The 16,993-nt window shown below is 40.0% G+C and carries 14 protein-coding genes and 1 pseudogene; 10 read left to right on the top strand and 5 right to left on the bottom strand.

Going from position 1 to position 16,993, the window contains the following annotated elements; all coding sequences use genetic code 11:
- Nucleotides 1–30 precede the first annotated feature (30 nt).
- Entirely contained in the window at nucleotides 31–447 is a 417-nt protein-coding gene (locus HC000_RS00405; RefSeq protein WP_011328064.1) for an MgtC/SapB family protein, read from the bottom strand.
- Nucleotides 448–739: 292 nt separating this feature from the next.
- On the opposite strand from HC000_RS00405, the pseudogene HC000_RS00400 reads away from it, so the two are divergent.
- Nucleotides 740–979, top strand: a pseudogene (locus HC000_RS00400) (BCCT family transporter); the annotation flags it as partial.
- Nucleotides 980–1,190: 211 nt separating this feature from the next.
- On the opposite strand, the gene fghA reads toward HC000_RS00400, so the two are convergent.
- Together fghA and HC000_RS00390 are read right to left on the bottom strand one after the other, a co-directional pair.
- A complete protein-coding gene (gene fghA, locus HC000_RS00395; protein WP_011328066.1) occupies nucleotides 1,191–2,033 on the bottom strand; it encodes an S-formylglutathione hydrolase in 843 nt (280 codons plus the stop codon).
- Between the two features lie 58 nt (nucleotides 2,034–2,091).
- The gene (locus HC000_RS00390) at nucleotides 2,092–3,213 is read right to left on the bottom strand and encodes an S-(hydroxymethyl)glutathione dehydrogenase/class III alcohol dehydrogenase (protein WP_011328067.1); all 1,122 of its coding nucleotides are present in this window, start codon (nucleotides 3,211–3,213) and stop codon (nucleotides 2,092–2,094) included.
- Between the two features lie 129 nt (nucleotides 3,214–3,342).
- On the opposite strand from HC000_RS00390, the gene HC000_RS00385 reads away from it, so the two are divergent.
- The 7 genes from HC000_RS00385 (at nucleotide 3,343) to hflX (ending at nucleotide 11,445) form a co-directional block, all read left to right on the top strand.
- Nucleotides 3,343–4,215, top strand: coding sequence for a LysR family transcriptional regulator (locus HC000_RS00385; protein ID WP_086996014.1), 873 nt, complete (start codon nucleotides 3,343–3,345; stop codon nucleotides 4,213–4,215).
- A 138-nt stretch (nucleotides 4,216–4,353) separates the two neighbouring features.
- Nucleotides 4,354–5,571, top strand: coding sequence for a lipoprotein-releasing ABC transporter permease subunit (locus HC000_RS00380; RefSeq protein ID WP_041454692.1), 1,218 nt, complete (start codon nucleotides 4,354–4,356; stop codon nucleotides 5,569–5,571).
- Nucleotides 5,564–6,262, top strand: coding sequence for a lipoprotein-releasing ABC transporter ATP-binding protein LolD (gene lolD, locus HC000_RS00375; RefSeq protein ID WP_011328070.1), 699 nt, complete (start codon nucleotides 5,564–5,566; stop codon nucleotides 6,260–6,262). The genes HC000_RS00380 and lolD overlap by 8 nt, the downstream gene beginning before the upstream one ends.
- Nucleotides 6,252–7,496 carry a lipoprotein-releasing ABC transporter permease subunit gene (locus HC000_RS00370; RefSeq protein WP_179806597.1) on the top strand — a complete coding sequence of 415 codons (1,245 nt, stop codon included), beginning with the start codon at nucleotides 6,252–6,254 and terminating at the stop codon, nucleotides 7,494–7,496. The genes lolD and HC000_RS00370 overlap by 11 nt, the downstream gene beginning before the upstream one ends.
- 134 nt (nucleotides 7,497–7,630) lie before the next feature.
- A complete protein-coding gene (locus HC000_RS00365; RefSeq protein WP_011328072.1) occupies nucleotides 7,631–8,104 on the top strand; it encodes a DUF1456 family protein in 474 nt (157 codons plus the stop codon).
- A gap of 433 nt (nucleotides 8,105–8,537) precedes the next feature.
- Complete coding sequence (gene gdhA, locus HC000_RS00360) at nucleotides 8,538–9,890, top strand: NADP-specific glutamate dehydrogenase (RefSeq protein WP_011328073.1); 1,353 nt, start codon at nucleotides 8,538–8,540, stop codon at nucleotides 9,888–9,890.
- Between the two features lie 208 nt (nucleotides 9,891–10,098).
- Nucleotides 10,099–11,445: a GTPase HflX gene (gene hflX, locus HC000_RS00355; protein ID WP_179806596.1), complete on the top strand. Its 1,347-nt coding sequence runs from the start codon at nucleotides 10,099–10,101 to the stop codon at nucleotides 11,443–11,445.
- Nucleotides 11,446–11,709: 264 nt separating this feature from the next.
- On the opposite strand, the gene HC000_RS00350 is transcribed toward hflX, so the two are convergent.
- Together HC000_RS00350 and HC000_RS00345 are read right to left on the bottom strand one after the other, a co-directional pair.
- A complete protein-coding gene (locus HC000_RS00350) occupies nucleotides 11,710–13,443 on the bottom strand; it encodes an AMP-binding protein (RefSeq protein ID WP_179806595.1) in 1,734 nt (577 codons plus the stop codon).
- Between the two features lie 183 nt (nucleotides 13,444–13,626).
- Nucleotides 13,627–14,073 carry a DUF3010 family protein gene (locus HC000_RS00345; protein WP_011328076.1) on the bottom strand — a complete coding sequence of 149 codons (447 nt, stop codon included), beginning with the start codon at nucleotides 14,071–14,073 and terminating at the stop codon, nucleotides 13,627–13,629.
- Nucleotides 14,074–14,455: 382 nt separating this feature from the next.
- Here HC000_RS00345 and thrS point away from each other — a divergent pair, with 382 nt between their 5' ends.
- Complete coding sequence (thrS, locus tag HC000_RS00340) at nucleotides 14,456–16,366, top strand: threonine--tRNA ligase (RefSeq protein WP_179806594.1); 1,911 nt, start codon at nucleotides 14,456–14,458, stop codon at nucleotides 16,364–16,366.
- 61 nt (nucleotides 16,367–16,427) lie between these two features.
- Nucleotides 16,428–16,988 carry a translation initiation factor IF-3 gene (gene infC, locus HC000_RS00335; RefSeq protein ID WP_080516827.1) on the top strand — a complete coding sequence of 187 codons (561 nt, stop codon included), beginning with the start codon at nucleotides 16,428–16,430 and terminating at the stop codon, nucleotides 16,986–16,988.
- The last annotated feature ends 5 nt before the right edge of the window (nucleotides 16,989–16,993 follow it).

Raw genomic sequence — 16,993 nt, 5'->3', positions numbered from 1 at the left:
TTGTTTTTATTAAGATATAAAATTAAGAGGTTACTTAAACTTTTTAATATAGCGTAATGTTATAAAGTTAATAATGGCCAGTAAAATAGCTATTTCGTAGCGACTGTAGGCCACAGCAATACCAATTAAACCCATATTCCAAATGCTCGCCGCGGTGGCAGTACCTGAGGTAGATTGGTTATTTTTTAAAATTGCGCCACCGCCAATAAAGCCGATACCGGTAATGATCCCCTGCAACATTTTTGATTGTGCTTCAGAGGAGTCAAGTACAGACAACGCAATTAACGCATAACCACATGATGCCACCGCTACTAACGGAAAGGTACGCAGCCCCGCACCATCTTGGCTGCGCTCTCTGTCGTAGGCCATTGGCAAAGCGAGTAAATAAGCTATGCCTAAGTGAATCAGATTATCAACGATTTCGTGCCACTGTAAATCAATTTCCATGATATTGCCTTTTTAGTTAATCTTAATAACTAGCTAGCAATCTGTAAGCCATTTATTTAATATTTTAAATTCAGTAATTTAGGTTTGCCTTTATTTTTATTCTGCCTGGCTTGGTAATAGTTACACTACTATTTTACTATTTTACTAAGAGTTAGTTTGATATCGCTTTTGAATATCCATATTCATTTACTTATATTAAAGGTAATTATGTACATCACTTGCCTTTTAAAAAAACAATAAATACAGCCACTAAACTTGAAAAAAAACGCGTTATTACTGCGCGTTAGCAACCTCTGATGATTCTGCCGTTTTGGTTATACGCCAATTAAGCGGCGCAAATAAAACATATACTTGGAGTTTATACGCCTGGTCGTTTGCGTTGGGAGTGTATGCTTGCGTATTATTAGTTCAAAATAACGAGCCTTTAAATCACAGCGTTGCGATTGTAGGTGCATTCCCTTTTTTGATTATATATTTACTGCAATTAATTGGTTTTGTTAAGGAGTTTATAAAAAAGGAAGTGCATGAGTAATGTGCTTTGTTTAACACCGTTAAAATTTAAAATTTAAAATTTGATTTTATTTTACAAGGTCAGCATGCTCTAAATAAGCTTATGGGTAGAGCCACAGCAAGCAGGGTAATAAAAGGCGAGTGAATACTGATGCAAGTAAGGACGTTTTTTAATAGTTTAAAATAATGTGTAGAGGGTTCTCTACACATTATTACTACAAACAATAATATTGTTATGCAGACAAATACTGATGATGAAATACCAAGTGCTGATCAATAAAGCTACTGATAAAAAAGTAACTATGATCGTACCCGGTTTGCATTTCTAGGGTCAGTGGGTAGTCTTTTTGTTTTGCAACAGCCACTAAATTTTGTGGTTTTAATTGCTCGTCTAAAAAGTTATCGGCATCGCCTTGGCTCACTAACATTGGCAAGTAGTTACTTTGCTCAGCTTTAGCCATTAATTTGCAGCTGTCGTATTGCGCCCATGTTGTTTTATCGGCTCCTAAATAACCCGTAAACGCTTTAACGCCCCATGGGCAATTAATAGGGTTTACTATAGGGCTAAACGCCGAGGCACTAACATAATCCTGTGGGTTTTTTAGGGCGATCATCAACGCACCGTGGCCGCCCATTGAATGACCACTAATTGCTTTTGTGCTAGTCACTGGAAAGTGCTGCTCTATAAGCGCGGGTAATTCATTCACTACGTAGTCGTACATATTAAAATGAGTGTTGTAAGGGGCTTGTGTCGCGTTAACATAAAACCCAGCGCCTTGAGCAAAATCGTAGCTGTCTTCGTTAGGAACATTATCCCCACGAGGGCTAGTGTCGGGTGCCACAATAGCAATACCTAGCTCAGCTGCTTTTTTGAATGCGCCTGCTTTTTGCATAAAGTTTTCGTCGGTGCAGGTTAAACCTGAAAGCCAATAAAGTACCGGTACTTTATTACTTTCACTAGCGCCGGGCGGCAAAAAAACGGCAAAACGCATAGTACAATGAGTGCTTACAGCGCTGTGCGTATATTGTTTATGCCAGCCACCGGATACTTTTACACTTGAGATATTTTCTAACATGATAATCCTCAAAAGCCGCTTATATCCACACCGTGAATACAAGCGATTGGTTTATTGCTTAGTAATGAATAACGGTACGAATGCTTTTGCCTTCGTGCATTAAATCAAATGCATCATTAATGTCTTCAAGGCCCATTGTGTGGGTAATAAAGTCATTTAGTGCAAACTCGCCAGCCATGTAACGTTCTACAATTTCAGGTAGTTGTGAGCGGCCTTTAACACCACCAAATGCGCTACCACGCCATACACGCCCAGTAACTAATTGGAATGGACGAGTAGCAATTTCTTGGCCAGCGCCTGCTACACCAATAATTACCGACTCACCCCAACCTTTATGACAACACTCAAGTGCTGAGCGCATAACATCAACATTACCAATACATTCAAACGAGTAGTCAACGCCGCCATCGGTCATTTCAACAATTACGTCTTGAATTGGCTTGTCGAAGTCTTTTGGATTAATTAAATCGGTTGCGCCAAGCTTGGTTGCTAACTCGTATTTAGAGTTGTTTATATCGATACCGATAATACGACTCGCACCGGCCATTTTTGCGCCAATAATAGCTGATAAACCTATGCCACCTAAACCGAAAATAGCTACAGTGTCGCCCGCTTTTACTTTAGCTGTGTTTGTTACTGCGCCCATACCTGTTGTTACGCCACAGCCTAGTAAGCATATTTCTTCTAAAGACGCTTCTTTGTTTACTTTAGCTAAAGAGATTTCTGGCAGTACTGTGTACTCAGAGAAAGTTGAGCAACCCATGTAGTGGTAAATTGGCTGACCGTCTTTATAAAAACGTGTTGTACCGTCTGGCATTAAGCCTTTACCTTGGGTTTCGCGCACAGCAGAACACAGGTTAGTTTTGCCCGAGGTACACATTTTACATTCACCACATTCTGCGGTGTATAAAGGAATAACATGATCGCCAATTTCTACGCTGGTTACGCCTTCTCCGATTGCATATACAACACCAGCGCCTTCGTGGCCTAAAATTGCAGGGAATATACCTTCAGGATCTTCACCCGATAATGTAAATGCATCGGTATGACATACACCAGTAGCGGTAATTTTTACCATTACTTCGCCTTTTTTAGGCATCATCACATCAACTTCTTCAACACTAAGTGGTTGATTAGGACCCCAAGCAATAGCTGCTTTTGATTTAATAAATTCTGACATGTGCTTATCCTTTGTAGTGGGTAGATAATAATTGTAGCCCCAATTTTCTTGGGTGATGTAGCTATTGTATTTGTTTCTCAAATAATGATAATCTCAATTTTATTAAAACACTTTTTCAGAACTGTAACAATGGCACGATGGGATGGAATAGACGAATTTATTGCGGTAGGTGAAGAAGGTAGTTTTACCGCTGCAGGCAAAGCAATTGGGCTGTCGGTTGCGCATATTAGCCGCCATGTTAGTGCGCTTGAACAACGCTTAAATACACAGTTGCTAACGCGCACAACGCGTAAAGTGGTTTTGACCAAAGAAGGTGAGGTGTTTTTACACCAAATAAAGCATTTACAACATGCAATGGATGATGCCACGCAAAGTTTAGCGCAACAGCAAAGTACGCCAAAAGGTAAAATTAATCTAACAGCCCCGGTAATGTATGGCGAGAGCTTTATTATGCCAATAGTGCATAATTTTATGCACGACCACCCCGATGTAGAAGTCGTTGCTACGCTCAGTAATGAGCAAGAAAACTTATTAGAAGGTGGTTTTGATCTGGCTATTAGACTGGGGCATTTAAAAGACTCGAGCTTAAAAGCACGGCGCTTAAGTGCACGGCGTTTTATTATGTGTTGTGCCCCTGATTATTTAACCCGATTTGGCGAGCCACACACATTAGGTGAGCTAATAAATCATCAATGTTTAGTGGGGAATAGTCGTTATTGGCGGGTAAACGAAGGAGGGCGCGAAAAGCATATTAAAATAGCTGGGCGACTGCAATGTAATAGTGGCTGGGCGTTGGTAGATGGCGCTAAAAAAGGTTTAGGGATTATTCAGCTCCCTAATTACTACATTGAAAACGAGTTAAAAACAGGGCAGTTAGTGCCTATTTTAACATCCTATCAGCCGCTGCAAGAAGGGGTATGGGGTGTGTATCCGCCTCGACAGTTTGTGGCAACTAATGTAAGGGTGCTACTTGATTATTTAGTCGCAGGACTAAAAGCTTAATAGCGGGTTAATCATTTAATTTTTATTCTAGCCAAGTATCAGATTTTTAAATATTTATTACATTTAGTGGCATACCCAAGTACGGATTATTCGTGTTATTATAAGTTACTATTTTTAGGATAAGTGTTTAAAAACAATATGTTTCAACCGGTTAGTTTGTTTATTGGGCTTAGATATAGTCGCTCCTCAAAAGGGAATGCGTTTATTTCATTTATCTCGTTTTTTTCTATTGCCGGTATTGCGATTGGCTTAATGGCATTATTTACTGTCAGTTCAGTAATGAATGGCTTTGAAAGCAGCTTAAAAACCAATATGCTTGGGCTTATTCCGCATGTTGAAGTGCAAGCTAATAAGCGTACTGCAGCGCAAATGAGTAGTTTAAAAGCAGATCTTGAACAATCTCCTTATGTAAGTACTGTAAGCCTTTATCAGCATGGTGAAGCTATATTACAAACCAATAAAGATTTACACGGTGTGTTGCTGCAAGGCTTATATGGCGATGACGGCTCGCTCTATAAAATTACCGATAAAATAGTACAAGGAAATTGGCAAACAGTACTTAATAAAAACTATAGCATTGCCATTAGTCGCTACCTGAGCCGTAAATTAGGTGTTGGTTTGGGAGATAAGCTGCGGGTTATTATGCCAAATGCTTCTACCTATACACCGCTTGGGCGTATGCCTAGCCAACGCTTGTTTAAAATAGCAGCCATTTACGAAACCGGCTCTGAAATTGACATGGGGCTGGCTTTTACCAGTGGTGCGTCGTTGCAACGCGTATTAAAGTTGGATCAAAACACTGCACCTAATTTAAGTATTTCTTTGTATGAACCCTTTGCATTGGATGAATTTATACAGGCCAGCAAACTAATATTAAAAGATCATACCTATACAGATTGGCGTAGCAGCCAAGGCACATTATTTGCTGCTGTAGCAATGGAAAAACGGATTATGTCGATGTTATTAGGGCTTATTGTACTGGTTGCGGTATTTAATATTGTCTCTGCGCTAACGATGATGGTAAGTGAAAAACAAGGCGAAGTCGCTATTTTACAAACCTTGGGTTTAACACCATCTCAAGTACAAAAAGTGTTTATGGTGCAAGGACTTTATAATGGCGTGATAGGCACCGCAGTAGGGGCATTTTTAGGTGTATTACTTAGTTTATATATTAATGAGTTATTAGCATTAGTAGGGTTAAATTTGATGGCAGGTATAGAGTTGCCGGTAAAATTTGATGTGCCAAGCCTAATTGTTATCGCTTGTTCGAGTATTGCTATGAGCTTTTTAGCCACTGTTTACCCTGCGCGCAAAGCCGCAAAAGTAAAACCAGCCGAGGTATTGCGTTATGAATGATTTAGTTATTAGTTGTGAAAATTTAAATAAAGTTTATCAAGATGGTAGTAACCAAGTTGCAGTATTAAAAGGGGTTGATTTAGCCCTGCAACAAGGTGAAATGCTGGCTATTGTGGGCAGCTCTGGTTCGGGTAAAAGTACCTTATTGCATATACTCGGTACGCTCGATACTGCAACATCTGGCAGTGCTAAAATTAAAAATCAAGAAGTGGCTAAGCTCTCCCGTACAGAGCAAGCGGCATTTAGAAATAAAAACTTAGGCTTTATTTATCAATTTCATCATTTACTGATGGAATTTAGCGCGGTAGAAAATGTAGCTATGCCGCTTTTAATTAAAGGACTAAGTGCTAAAGCTGCGAAAGTAGCTGCATTAGAAATGCTTGAAAAAGTGGGCCTAGCACATCGTAGCTCTCATAAGCCGTCGGCACTGTCTGGTGGTGAGCGCCAACGAGTGGCAATTGCGCGCGCGCTCGTTACTAAACCGGCATTAGTGCTTGCCGATGAGCCAACCGGTAATTTAGATAAACAAAACGCGATTAAAATATACGACTTAATAAATGAGCTTAATAAAAGTTTAAATACCAGCTTTGTGGTGGTAACACACGACTTAGAGCTGGCCGACAAACTCGGTAAAATAGCCTATTTAGATGATGGAAAACTTACTATTAAAGAGTCGCAACATGTTGCTTAGTGCGTTTATAAGTAAACGCTTTAGAGCGTATTCTGGTCATAAAGATGAAAAAAATGGCTTTGTAAGCTTTATAGCTAAAGCATCTACTGTGGGTATTTTATTGGGCGTTGCGGTTTTAATAGTTGCGCTGTCGGTAATTAATGGCTTTGAGCAGCAATTAGTGCATCGCTTATTAAGCGTAGTGCCGCAGGTTGAATATGTAGCGCCTAATAGGCCAATTGCTAATTGGCCACAAAAAGTTGAGCAGCTTCAGCAGCAAGATCATGTAACCGGCGCCGCGCCATTTATTGCAGTTAACGGCATGGCGCAATTTAAAAGCCAATTAAAAGCAGTAGAAATACGCGGGGTTGAGCCTTCATTAGAGGGGAGCGTGTCGGCTATTAATCAATTTACCAAAGGCAAATTGGTGAGCCAGCTTGGCATTGATGAAGTTATTTTAGGCAAGCAAATAGTTAACCAGCTCAATGCCAGCGTGGGCGATAGTATTACCTTACTTATTCCTCAAATAGCTCAGCAAGGGCAGTCATTATTAGCCCCTAAGCGAGTAACGCTGTTACTTGCAGGTATTGTTGAAATGGGGGGGCCAATAGACAGCACAGCTGCATTTATCCACCTTAATAAAGCGCAGCAAACATTAGGTTACGATGAAAGCCAAGTAACCGGGCTTCGCCTAAGCGTTGATGACGTATTTACCGCGCATCAAATTGCGCTACGGGTAGGGCAAACCATAGACGACTATGTATACATTTCTAGTTGGTTTAGAACGCAAGGCAGCTTATACCAAGATATACAAATGGTGCGTACCATAGTTTATATTGTGGTGTTTTTAATTATAGCTGTGGCAAGTTTTAATATTGTGTCCTCATTGGTAATGGAAGTACGCGAAAAACAAGGCAATATTGCTATTTTAAAAACGATGGGCGCAAAAGACAGTACCATTTTAGCTACCTTTGTAATGCAGGGGTTAACGCAAGCTTTTGTAGGTGTGGTATTAGGCAGCTTAATTGGTGTGGTACTGGCAATAAATATTAGCGAATTATTTACTTGGCTCAGCCAACTCTTTGGCGCAAATCCACTTCAAGGAGTTTATTTTATAGAGTTTTTACCCAGTAAGTTAGTGTGGCAAGATATTGTGGTAACAGTTGTTGTTACTTTTATTTTAGCGGCGTTAGCTACTATTTATCCGGCGTGGCAAGCAACAAGAGTTGACCCTGCAAAAGTGCTGGGTAATTAGCGGCATTGGTAGCGTGTGCGCTGCTAAATAAAAACTAATAGGGCAGTATTGGCAAGTCTGTTAAACTAGGGCGCTTATTTACAAGCTAACAATAACTAACCATTGGGTTAGCATTTACTACTCTGGGATTTACTTTGACAAATAACGATATTTTACGCCGCATTCGCTACACTTTTAATTTAACCGACACCGCTATGGTAAATGTTTTTGCTGCAGCTGAGCATACGGTTACTACAGAGCAAGTAATTGCTTGGTTAACTAAAGAAGGCGAAGAGGCTTACACTGAAATAAGTGATACAGAGTTTGCAACTTTTTTAAATGGTTTTATTAATACGCAACGTGGTAAGCGCGAAGGCGATCAACCTGCTCCTGAGAGCAAGTTAAATAACAATATTATTTTTATGAAGCTGCGTATTGCTTTAAATATGAAAGCGGAAGATGTGATTGCGACGCTGGCACTCGTTGACTTTAATTTGAGTAAGCATGAGCTAAGCGCGTTTTCTCGTAAAGTAGATAACAAGCACTACCGCGTATGTAACAACCAGGTACTTCGTTTATTTTTAACGGGTGTACAACAGCAGGTTCGTCCACAAAGCACTGCTGAGTAAGCAAGGTAAAGCCATTACTCTTTCAAAACGCTAAAACAGCCCTTGTTTTAGCGTTTTGTTGTTTTTAAGTTAAATATATTTCAACTTGTTACACGCCCACTTTAAAATTGTTCAATACCGCTTAATAAACTAGCAATTGAATGAGATCATTTAAATATCAAGTAATTACCTCCTTTGTTAGCTGTTTGTTTAGTTTTAGCAACTGCGCACTGTATTTTTATATTGTTAAAGTGAATAAAAATTTGGCTAGTCGCTGTTTTATTTTTACACAACAGTAAAATAATTCAACTTGAATGACGTGCAACACCACTCTTTCTAATGGTAAGGTGTATGAAAATTATGATTTTAAAATAGATTTATATTCAAAAAACAAACTCAATCATACTTACCCGAATTCTCAAATTTTAAAAATAGCTTACACGGAAGAATAATTATGAATTATATACATAGTACGATAGCTCAATTAAAGCAAACTAGCCCCGCGCAAAGTGAGTTTTATCAAGCTGTTGAAGAAGTACTAGAATCTTTAGAACCTCTTTTTGCAAAAACTACAAATTATCAAAAAGAAGCCATTATAGAAAGAATGGTAGAGCCAGAGCGTCAACTAATGTTTCGTGTACCTTGGGTTGACGACGAAGGTAATATTCAAGTAAATAAAGGCTATCGCATTGAATTTAGCTCTACCTTGGGCCCATATAAGGGGGGCTTACGTTTTCACCCGAGTGTTAATGCCAGTATTATTAAGTTTTTGGGTTTTGAGCAAGTGTTTAAAAACTCATTAACCGGCCTACCTATTGGTGGTGGTAAAGGCGGTGCTAACTTTGATCCAAAAGGGCGCTCAGACGGTGAAATAATGCGTTTTTGCCAATCATTTATGAACGAGTTATACCGCCACATTGGCCCAACTACCGACGTACCTGCAGGGGATATTGGTGTTGGCGCACGCGAAATTGGTTATTTGTTTGGCCAGTACAAGCGTTTAACAGGGCGTTACGATGGTGTGTTAACCGGTAAAAGCCTAATGTGGGGTGGCTCGTTAGTTCGTAAAGAAGCAACTGGCTACGGCGCAGTGTATTTTGCAAACTACATGCTACAAAACCGCGATGATAGCCTAGCTGGAAAACGTTGTTTAATTTCGGGCTCGGGTAATGTTGCTATTTATGCGATGGAAAAGCTGTATCAATTAAATGCAAAACCAATTACCTGTAGTGACTCTCGCGGTACGTTATTTCATGACGCGGGTATAGACTTAACGCTTATTAAAGAGTTAAAAGAGCAGCAACGTGGCTGTTTAAGCAAATATAAAGAAAGCTACCCAGAAGCTACTTATATTGCTCGCGCAGATTACCCAGAAGATGGGCATGCAGTGTGGCGTTTTAAAGCCGATGCTGCGTTCCCGTGTGCCACTCAAAATGAGTTAACTCAAGGCGATGCAAAAGCGCTACTAAGCAATGGCTGTATTTTGGTGAGTGAAGGTGCAAACATGCCTTCGACCAAAGACGCGATTGACTGCTTTATTAAAGCCAAAATAGCTTACGGCCCAGGTAAAGCTGCTAATGCGGGCGGCGTTGCAACCAGCCAATTAGAAATGGCGCAAAATGCCAGTATGCAAAGTTGGACTTTTGAAGAAGTGGATGCAAAATTACAGCACATAATGAAAAACATTTTTAATATTGCTAACGAAACAGCGGCAGAATTTGGCCAACCTACTAACCTGTTACTTGGCGCTAATATTGCTGGTTTTCGCCGTGTTGCCGATGCAATGATAGAGCAAGGCGTAGTTTAACTAAAATAGTTTAAAGCAATTGCAGCTTATTGCTGTGAGAGCCTGTACTTAAAAACACCCCATAAATTTAGCTATTTATGGGGTGTTTTATTTAAATAACCGCTTAAGTTAGTTATAACGCTATAAAGCCAAGCTATAACAGCGTAGGATCAGGCTACTTTCGAATGAAAATAGGTTTGCACTTCGCGGTGCATTAACATAAAAAACTATGCAACTAACTGCAAAAGCATCACTTCCTAACGCATTACTTATTTCTATTAGTACACCTCACTTTAAAGGCGATGAAGCAACTGAGTCGCTTGCAGAGTTGGCACGCCTAGTTACCACTCTTGGCTTTAAAGTAGTTGGCACACAATCACAAAAGCAAAGTTCTACCCAAAAAGTAAATGTACTTGGCTCAGGCAAACTGGCTGAAATAGCGCGCCTTACTGGAAATAAAGGTTCTGCTGCAGATGAGGATGAAAATTTTCTTGATGACGATCCATTATCCGACATGCCATCAGAAATTCCATCAGACGGTTTAGATTTTGCTTGTGCCGATGTTGTCGTTTTTGACTGCGATTTAACGCCTTCTCAACTACGTAATGTTGAGAACCAGTTAGGTGTGGAAGTATTTGACCGCACCGGCATAATTATTGAAATATTTAGCCGCCATGCGCGCACTAAAACAGCAAAATTACAAGTTGAAATTGCTCGCCTTAACTATGTAGCGCCGCGTCTGCGTGAAACAACTACCGGCGATAAAGAACGCCAAATGGGTAAGGGTGCAGGTGAGACAACGCTTGAACTTAACCGTCGTAAAGTACGCGACCAATTAGCCGAGTTAAAGCGTGAACTGGTAAATGTTCAAGATGTAATGATGGACAGACGAGAACAGCGCTCAGAGCTATTTTCGGTTGCTTTGATTGGTTATACCAATGCGGGTAAATCGTCGATGATGCGCGCAATTACGGGCAGTGACGTAGAGGGCGAAAACAAGCTTTTTGCTACGCTGGATACCACAGTTCGTGCTTTGTATCCAATAACGCAACCACGCATATTGGTATCTGATACAGTTGGTTTTATTAAAAAATTACCGCATGACTTAGTTGCTTCATTTCATTCAACTTTAGCCGAGGCACATGATGCGTCGTTATTGTTATATGTAGTTGATGCCTCGGATGCGTCTTTTCGCTCACAACTAGATGTAGTGCATAATGTATTGGCAGAAGTGGGTGTTCAAGGCAGTAAAAAGTTATTAGTACTGAACAAATCAGACCAACTTAGCGATGAGCAACAACAAGCATTAATGGCTGAATTTCCTGATGCTATGATGACATCAACACGTAACCCTGCTGATATAGCTAAACTACATAAGTACATTGTTGATACTGCACAAAGCGACATGATTGAAGAAGAGGTTATTATTCCTTACACCGCCAAAGGTATAGTGGGTGAAATTCGCTCGACCATGAGTGTCATTAAAGAAGAATATGAATATAGCCATATTAAGCTCACAGTACGCTCCAATGCGATTGACTTAGAAAGGCTAAAAAAGCGTATGCTTGATTTATAGTTAACCTGAACTCTGGTTAAGAGATTTACTAACATATTGAATCATCGTTATATTTAATTTTATTTTCTCTAGCCAGAGGTTTTCAGTGAAAACAAGGCGAATTTACGCGTCAATAGCTGGCCTATTGCAAGTAAATTCAACGCAGTTAGCGCTGAAAACAGCTGCTTGAGATAAGTTTATTATCCGGATCTCAGGTTAGTTAGTGCACGTTTGCTATAATAATAGCGCAGCCTGTTTTAGGCTGCGCTTTGTTAAAGTTGATAATTATGAAAATGCTTTTTCTGCTAACTCTTCTTGCATTTGTTCGCGCATTTTAAACTTTTGCAGTTTACCGGTTACCGTCATAGGGTAATTTTCAACAAAACGAATATGGCGAGGCACTTTAAAGTAAGCCAATTTGTCTTTTAAAAATAACCGTATTTGCTCTTCATCTAAAACCGCATCTTCTTTTGGTTGGATCCAGGCGCATACTTCTTCACCGTATTTTTCGTCGCTAATACCAAATATAGCGGCATCTTGAACACCTGGGTAGGTATAAAGCACTTCTTCTATTTCGCGGGGATAAATATTTTCTCCGCCGCGAATTATCATGTCTTTAATGCGGCCAACAATACTAACAAAGCCCTCACTGTCCATTACCCCTAAGTCGCCAGAATGCAGCCAACCATCTTGATCTATAGTCGCTTTGGTTTTTTCTTCATCGTTCCAGTAGCAGCGCATAATACCTGCACCACGACTACATACCTCACCCGATTGCCCTACGGGTTGAATATTACCTAGCTCGTCAATTATTTTAACTTCGGTATGCGCTAATGCACGGCCTACTGTGGTTACTTGGCGCTCAATTGATGAGTCGGTTTCAGTAATATTATTAATAGGGCTACACTCAGTTTGGCCATATGCAATAACTACTTCGTGCATATTCATTAAAGTTTGTACTTTGCGCATTACTTGCTCGGGGCAGGTAGAGCCGGCCATTACACCAGTGCGTAATGTACTTAAGTCGTAATCATTAAAGTTACTTAATTCAAGCTCACTAATAAACATGGTCGGTACACCATGCAGTGCTGTACAGCCTTCATTTTGTACTACTTCGAGAGTTGTTTTCGGATCAAATGCATCCCCAGGATAAACTGCTGTAGCCCCTTTGCTCATAGACACTAAACTGCCAAGTACCATACCAAAGCAATGATAAAGTGGCACAGGTATGCATATTTTATCTTTATTGGTAATGTGCATGGCTTCACCAACAAATAACGCATTATTTAAAATGTTTTTGTGGGTAAGCGTTGCCCCTTTGGGGTTGCCAGTGGTGCCAGACGTAAATTGAATATTGATATCTTGATTGCAATTAAGTGTTGCGGCGACTGAATCTAACTGCTGTTTATGCTCTTGAGTTGCAAGTGCGGTTACTTCAGCGAATGAAAACATGCCAGGGCTTGCTTCATCACCAATTCTAATTACGTTTTTAAGCGTGGGAAGAGCAGCGGCATTAAGCTGACCTTTTTCGCACTCTGCTAGCTCTGGCGCCAAACTTTGTAGCATTTGCAGATAGTTGCTGCCTTTAAATTCGGAAGCAGTAATTAAGGTGGTGCACTCAACGCTGTTTAAAGCGTACTGCAATTCGCTGGGGCGATAAGCTGGGTTTACACAGACCATAATTGCGCCAATTTTAGCGGTGGCGAACTGAGTTAAACACCATTGAATGTTATTTGGTGACCAAATACCTACTCTTTCTCCAGGCTTAATACCCAGTGCAAGTAAACCCATTGCTAATTGATTAACTTGATGCTGAAATTCTTTATAGCTCAAGCGAATGTTTTGATGGTGCACAACCACGGCTAATGCGTCGGGGGTATTGTCGACAATGCTATCGAAGTAGTCACCTATGGTTTGTTTGGTTAATGGGGTACTTTGTATTCCTTTAAAATAACTCTGCAATAGCGGCATAGGGTTTATTTTTTCTATTTCTTTAACCGCTTTTGTTGTTACATTCATGTCATTCTCCGTATCAGTAGATATGAATTGCTTGAATGATAAATAAACATATATTGTCGACAAAGGGAAGGGGGGTAGACTAATGTCTTAGGTTTGTTGCTGAAAATGAAATAAGCAAAAATAAAGCAAAAAAAAACGCGCCTTACACTGTAAGTACGCGCTTTTAGCAACGACTAAATGAGGTTACATTTCGTCGCTGCGGTAAGTTTTTTTCATAATATAAACGTAAGCGTTTACAAAAGCATTTTCTTGATACTTTTTAAGACCGGTATCCTCAAAGTCAATGGGGATAGGGTTGCGCTTAACTTGCTCTTTAATTTCGGTTGTTGTAAATAATTTTACATCAAGGTTTTCGATTAGCTGAATCGCGGTTTCCATTTTAAAACCATTAGCACTACCAGCAAATTTACCTTTTGGAGCACGTTGACGTATTGCAACAGAATCAATTTGGTAATCTTGCATTAGCTTGGCAAAATCAAACTGAAACTTACGCATTACTTCTGTGTCGTTACCGTTACCTAAGGTAAAGCGTGTTTGGCGCACGTCGCGAATATCAAATACGTCATTATCTTTACTTAAAATACAAAGTAGTACATCACTACCGGTAATATCTACACCACATGTTCTCATTACTATTCTCTAATATAACTTAATTACCCAGTATTATACGCAACATCCATTAAATTGCGAGAGTAAGCACTTAAGTCAGTTGTAAATTTAACGGCGATTAGATTTATTATATTGATGCAATAAAATCTGCGCCGAAACATTATTAATTTAGCCTTTATAACAAAATAGCAGGTGTTTTAGCCGCTTTAAACTTGTAATTAGTAGCGTTGCACGCGACAATATCTTTTTTGTAGTTGAGCAGACTCAGCATCTACATTAGCCAAATTTGGCGAAAAATAGTCAATGCTTATTCGTAAGAGCGTTGTCGAGTCATTCTCATTTAATTAATTTAAAAAATACACGTGATACATTGTAGGTGTCACCACTGTAGCAAGGATTTATAATGCCAGTTATTACTCTCCCTGACGGAAGTCAACGTAGTTTTGAAAACCCAGTAAGTACGCTAGATGTTGCCAACGATATTGGCCCAGGACTCGCTAAAGCGACCATTGCTGGCCGTGTTAATGGCGAGCGTGTTGATGCATGTGACCTAATAAGTGAAGATTCGCGCCTTGAAATCATCACCGCAAAAGACGACGACGGCTTAGAAATTATTCGTCACTCGTGTGCACACTTAATTGGGCATGCGGTTAAACAGCTTTTCCCAGATGCAAAAATGGCAATTGGTCCTACTATTGATAACGGCTTTTATTACGATATTGATATGGAACAGTCGTTATCTCAAGATGATCTTGACGCGATTGAAAAGCGTATGTTGCAACTTGCTAAAACAAACTACGATGTAGTTAAAAAAACCGTAAGCTGGCAAGAAGCACGCGATGTATTTGCAGCGCGTGGTGAAACATACAAAATAGAAATTTTGGATGAAAATATCGCTAAAGATGACCGTCCAGGGTTATATCATCACGAAGAATATGTAGACATGTGTCGTGGCCCTCACGTACCTAACATGAAATTTTGCCAAAACTTCAAAATAATGAAAGTAGCGGGTGCATATTGGCGTGGTGATTCAGAAAACAAAATGCTACAACGCATTTACGGCACTGCGTGGGGCGATAAAAAGCAACTTAAAGCGTATTTAAAACGCCTTGAAGAAGCTGAAAAGCGTGATCACCGCCGTATTGGTAAAGCACTTGATTTATGGCATTGGCAAGAAGAAGCGCCAGGCATGGTATTTTGGCACAACGATGGTTGGAGCATTTACCGTGAGCTTGAAGATTTTGTGCGTGAAAAGCTACGTGAATATGATTACGAAGAAGTAAAAGGTCCAATGATGATGGATCGTTCGTTATGGGAAAAATCAGGTCACTGGGAAAAATATGCAGATGCTATGTTTACCACAGTGTCTGAAAAGCGTGAATACGCGATTAAACCAATGAACTGCCCAGGTCACGTACAAATATTTAATCAAGGTTTAAAATCGTACCGCGATTTACCACTACGTATGGCTGAGTTTGGTTGTTGTCATCGTAACGAGCCATCGGGTGCACTACATGGCTTAATGCGTGTACGTGGCTTTACCCAAGATGATGCGCACATTTTCTGTACCGAAGAGCAGATAATGGACGAAGTTTCAGCGTGTATTAAGATGGTTTATGATACATATGAGACATTCGGTTTTGAAAAAATCGTGGTTAAGCTCTCAACACGTCCAGAGCAACGTATTGGTGAAGACCATATGTGGGATAAAGCAGAGCTGGCATTAGCCGAAGCACTTAAACTAAACGAGATTGAATTTGATTACCTACCAGGTGAAGGCGCATTTTACGGCCCTAAAATTGAATTTACTTTGTACGATTGTTTAGACAGAGCGTGGCAATGTGGTACAGTGCAACTAGACTTTGCATTACCGGGTCGTTTAGGCGCAACTTATGTTGCTGAAAATAACGAACGCCGCACCCCAGTTATGATACATCGTGCTATTTTAGGTTCTATTGAACGCTTTATTGGTATTTTAACTGAAGAATACGCTGGTTTATTCCCTACGTGGCTTGCGCCAAAGCAAGTGGTAATTATGAATATTACCGATAAACAAGCCGATTATGTTAAAGTAGTTGTACAAAAATTAAATAAACTTGGAATTAGAGCCACTGCTGACTTGAGAAATGAGAAGATTGGCTTTAAAATCCGAGAGCATACACTTAAGCGTATTCCTTACTTACTTGTTGTTGGCGATAAAGAAGTTGAACAACAAGAAGTAGCAGTACGTACCCGCACAGGTGAAGACCTTGGCAAATTTAATGTTGATGACTTTGTAGCTAAAATTAGCGAAGAGATAAAAAGTCGACAATAAAAAATCGAGCGTGTAAGGCATTTACAAACAGCCAATTACACGCTTACTATTATTGATATTCTTGGAGGAACGTACTATTAGAGGCGGCAAGAAAGGGCAACAAACAGCCCAAAAAAATCGTATTAACGAAGAAATTACAGCTCAAGAAGTTCGCTTAATTGACATTGACGGCGAGCAAGCTGGAATTCAGTCATTAAAAGACGCGCAAACTATGGCTGATGCAGCGGGTGTTGATCTTGTAGAGATTAGCCCGAACGCTGAGCCGCCTGTTTGTAGAATCATGGACTACGGTAAGTTCATCTTTGAAAAAAGCAAAGAACTAAAAGAGCAGAAGAAGAAGCAAAAGCAAATCCAGATAAAAGAAATCAAATTCCGTCCTGGTACGGATGAAGGTGATTATCAGGTTAAGCTGCGCAACTTACGTAAGTTCTTAGAAGCTGGCGATAAAGCTAAAATTACGATTCGCTTCCGTGGTCGTGAAATGGCTCACCAAGAAATTGGTATAGAATTATTAAACCGTATCAAAGGCGATTTGGAGGAGCTTGCAGTTGTTGAGTCTTTCCCTAATCGCGTTGAAGGTCGCCAAATGGTTATGATGATGGCGCCTGTTGCTAAAAAATAATTTTT

The sequence above is a fragment of the Pseudoalteromonas sp. MIP2626 genome, assembly GCF_013414205.1.
GTDB lineage: Bacteria > Pseudomonadota > Gammaproteobacteria > Enterobacterales > Alteromonadaceae > Pseudoalteromonas > Pseudoalteromonas nigrifaciens.
Note: the sequence above shows the minus strand (reverse complement) of the source record. Positions and strands in the feature narration are given on the sequence as shown.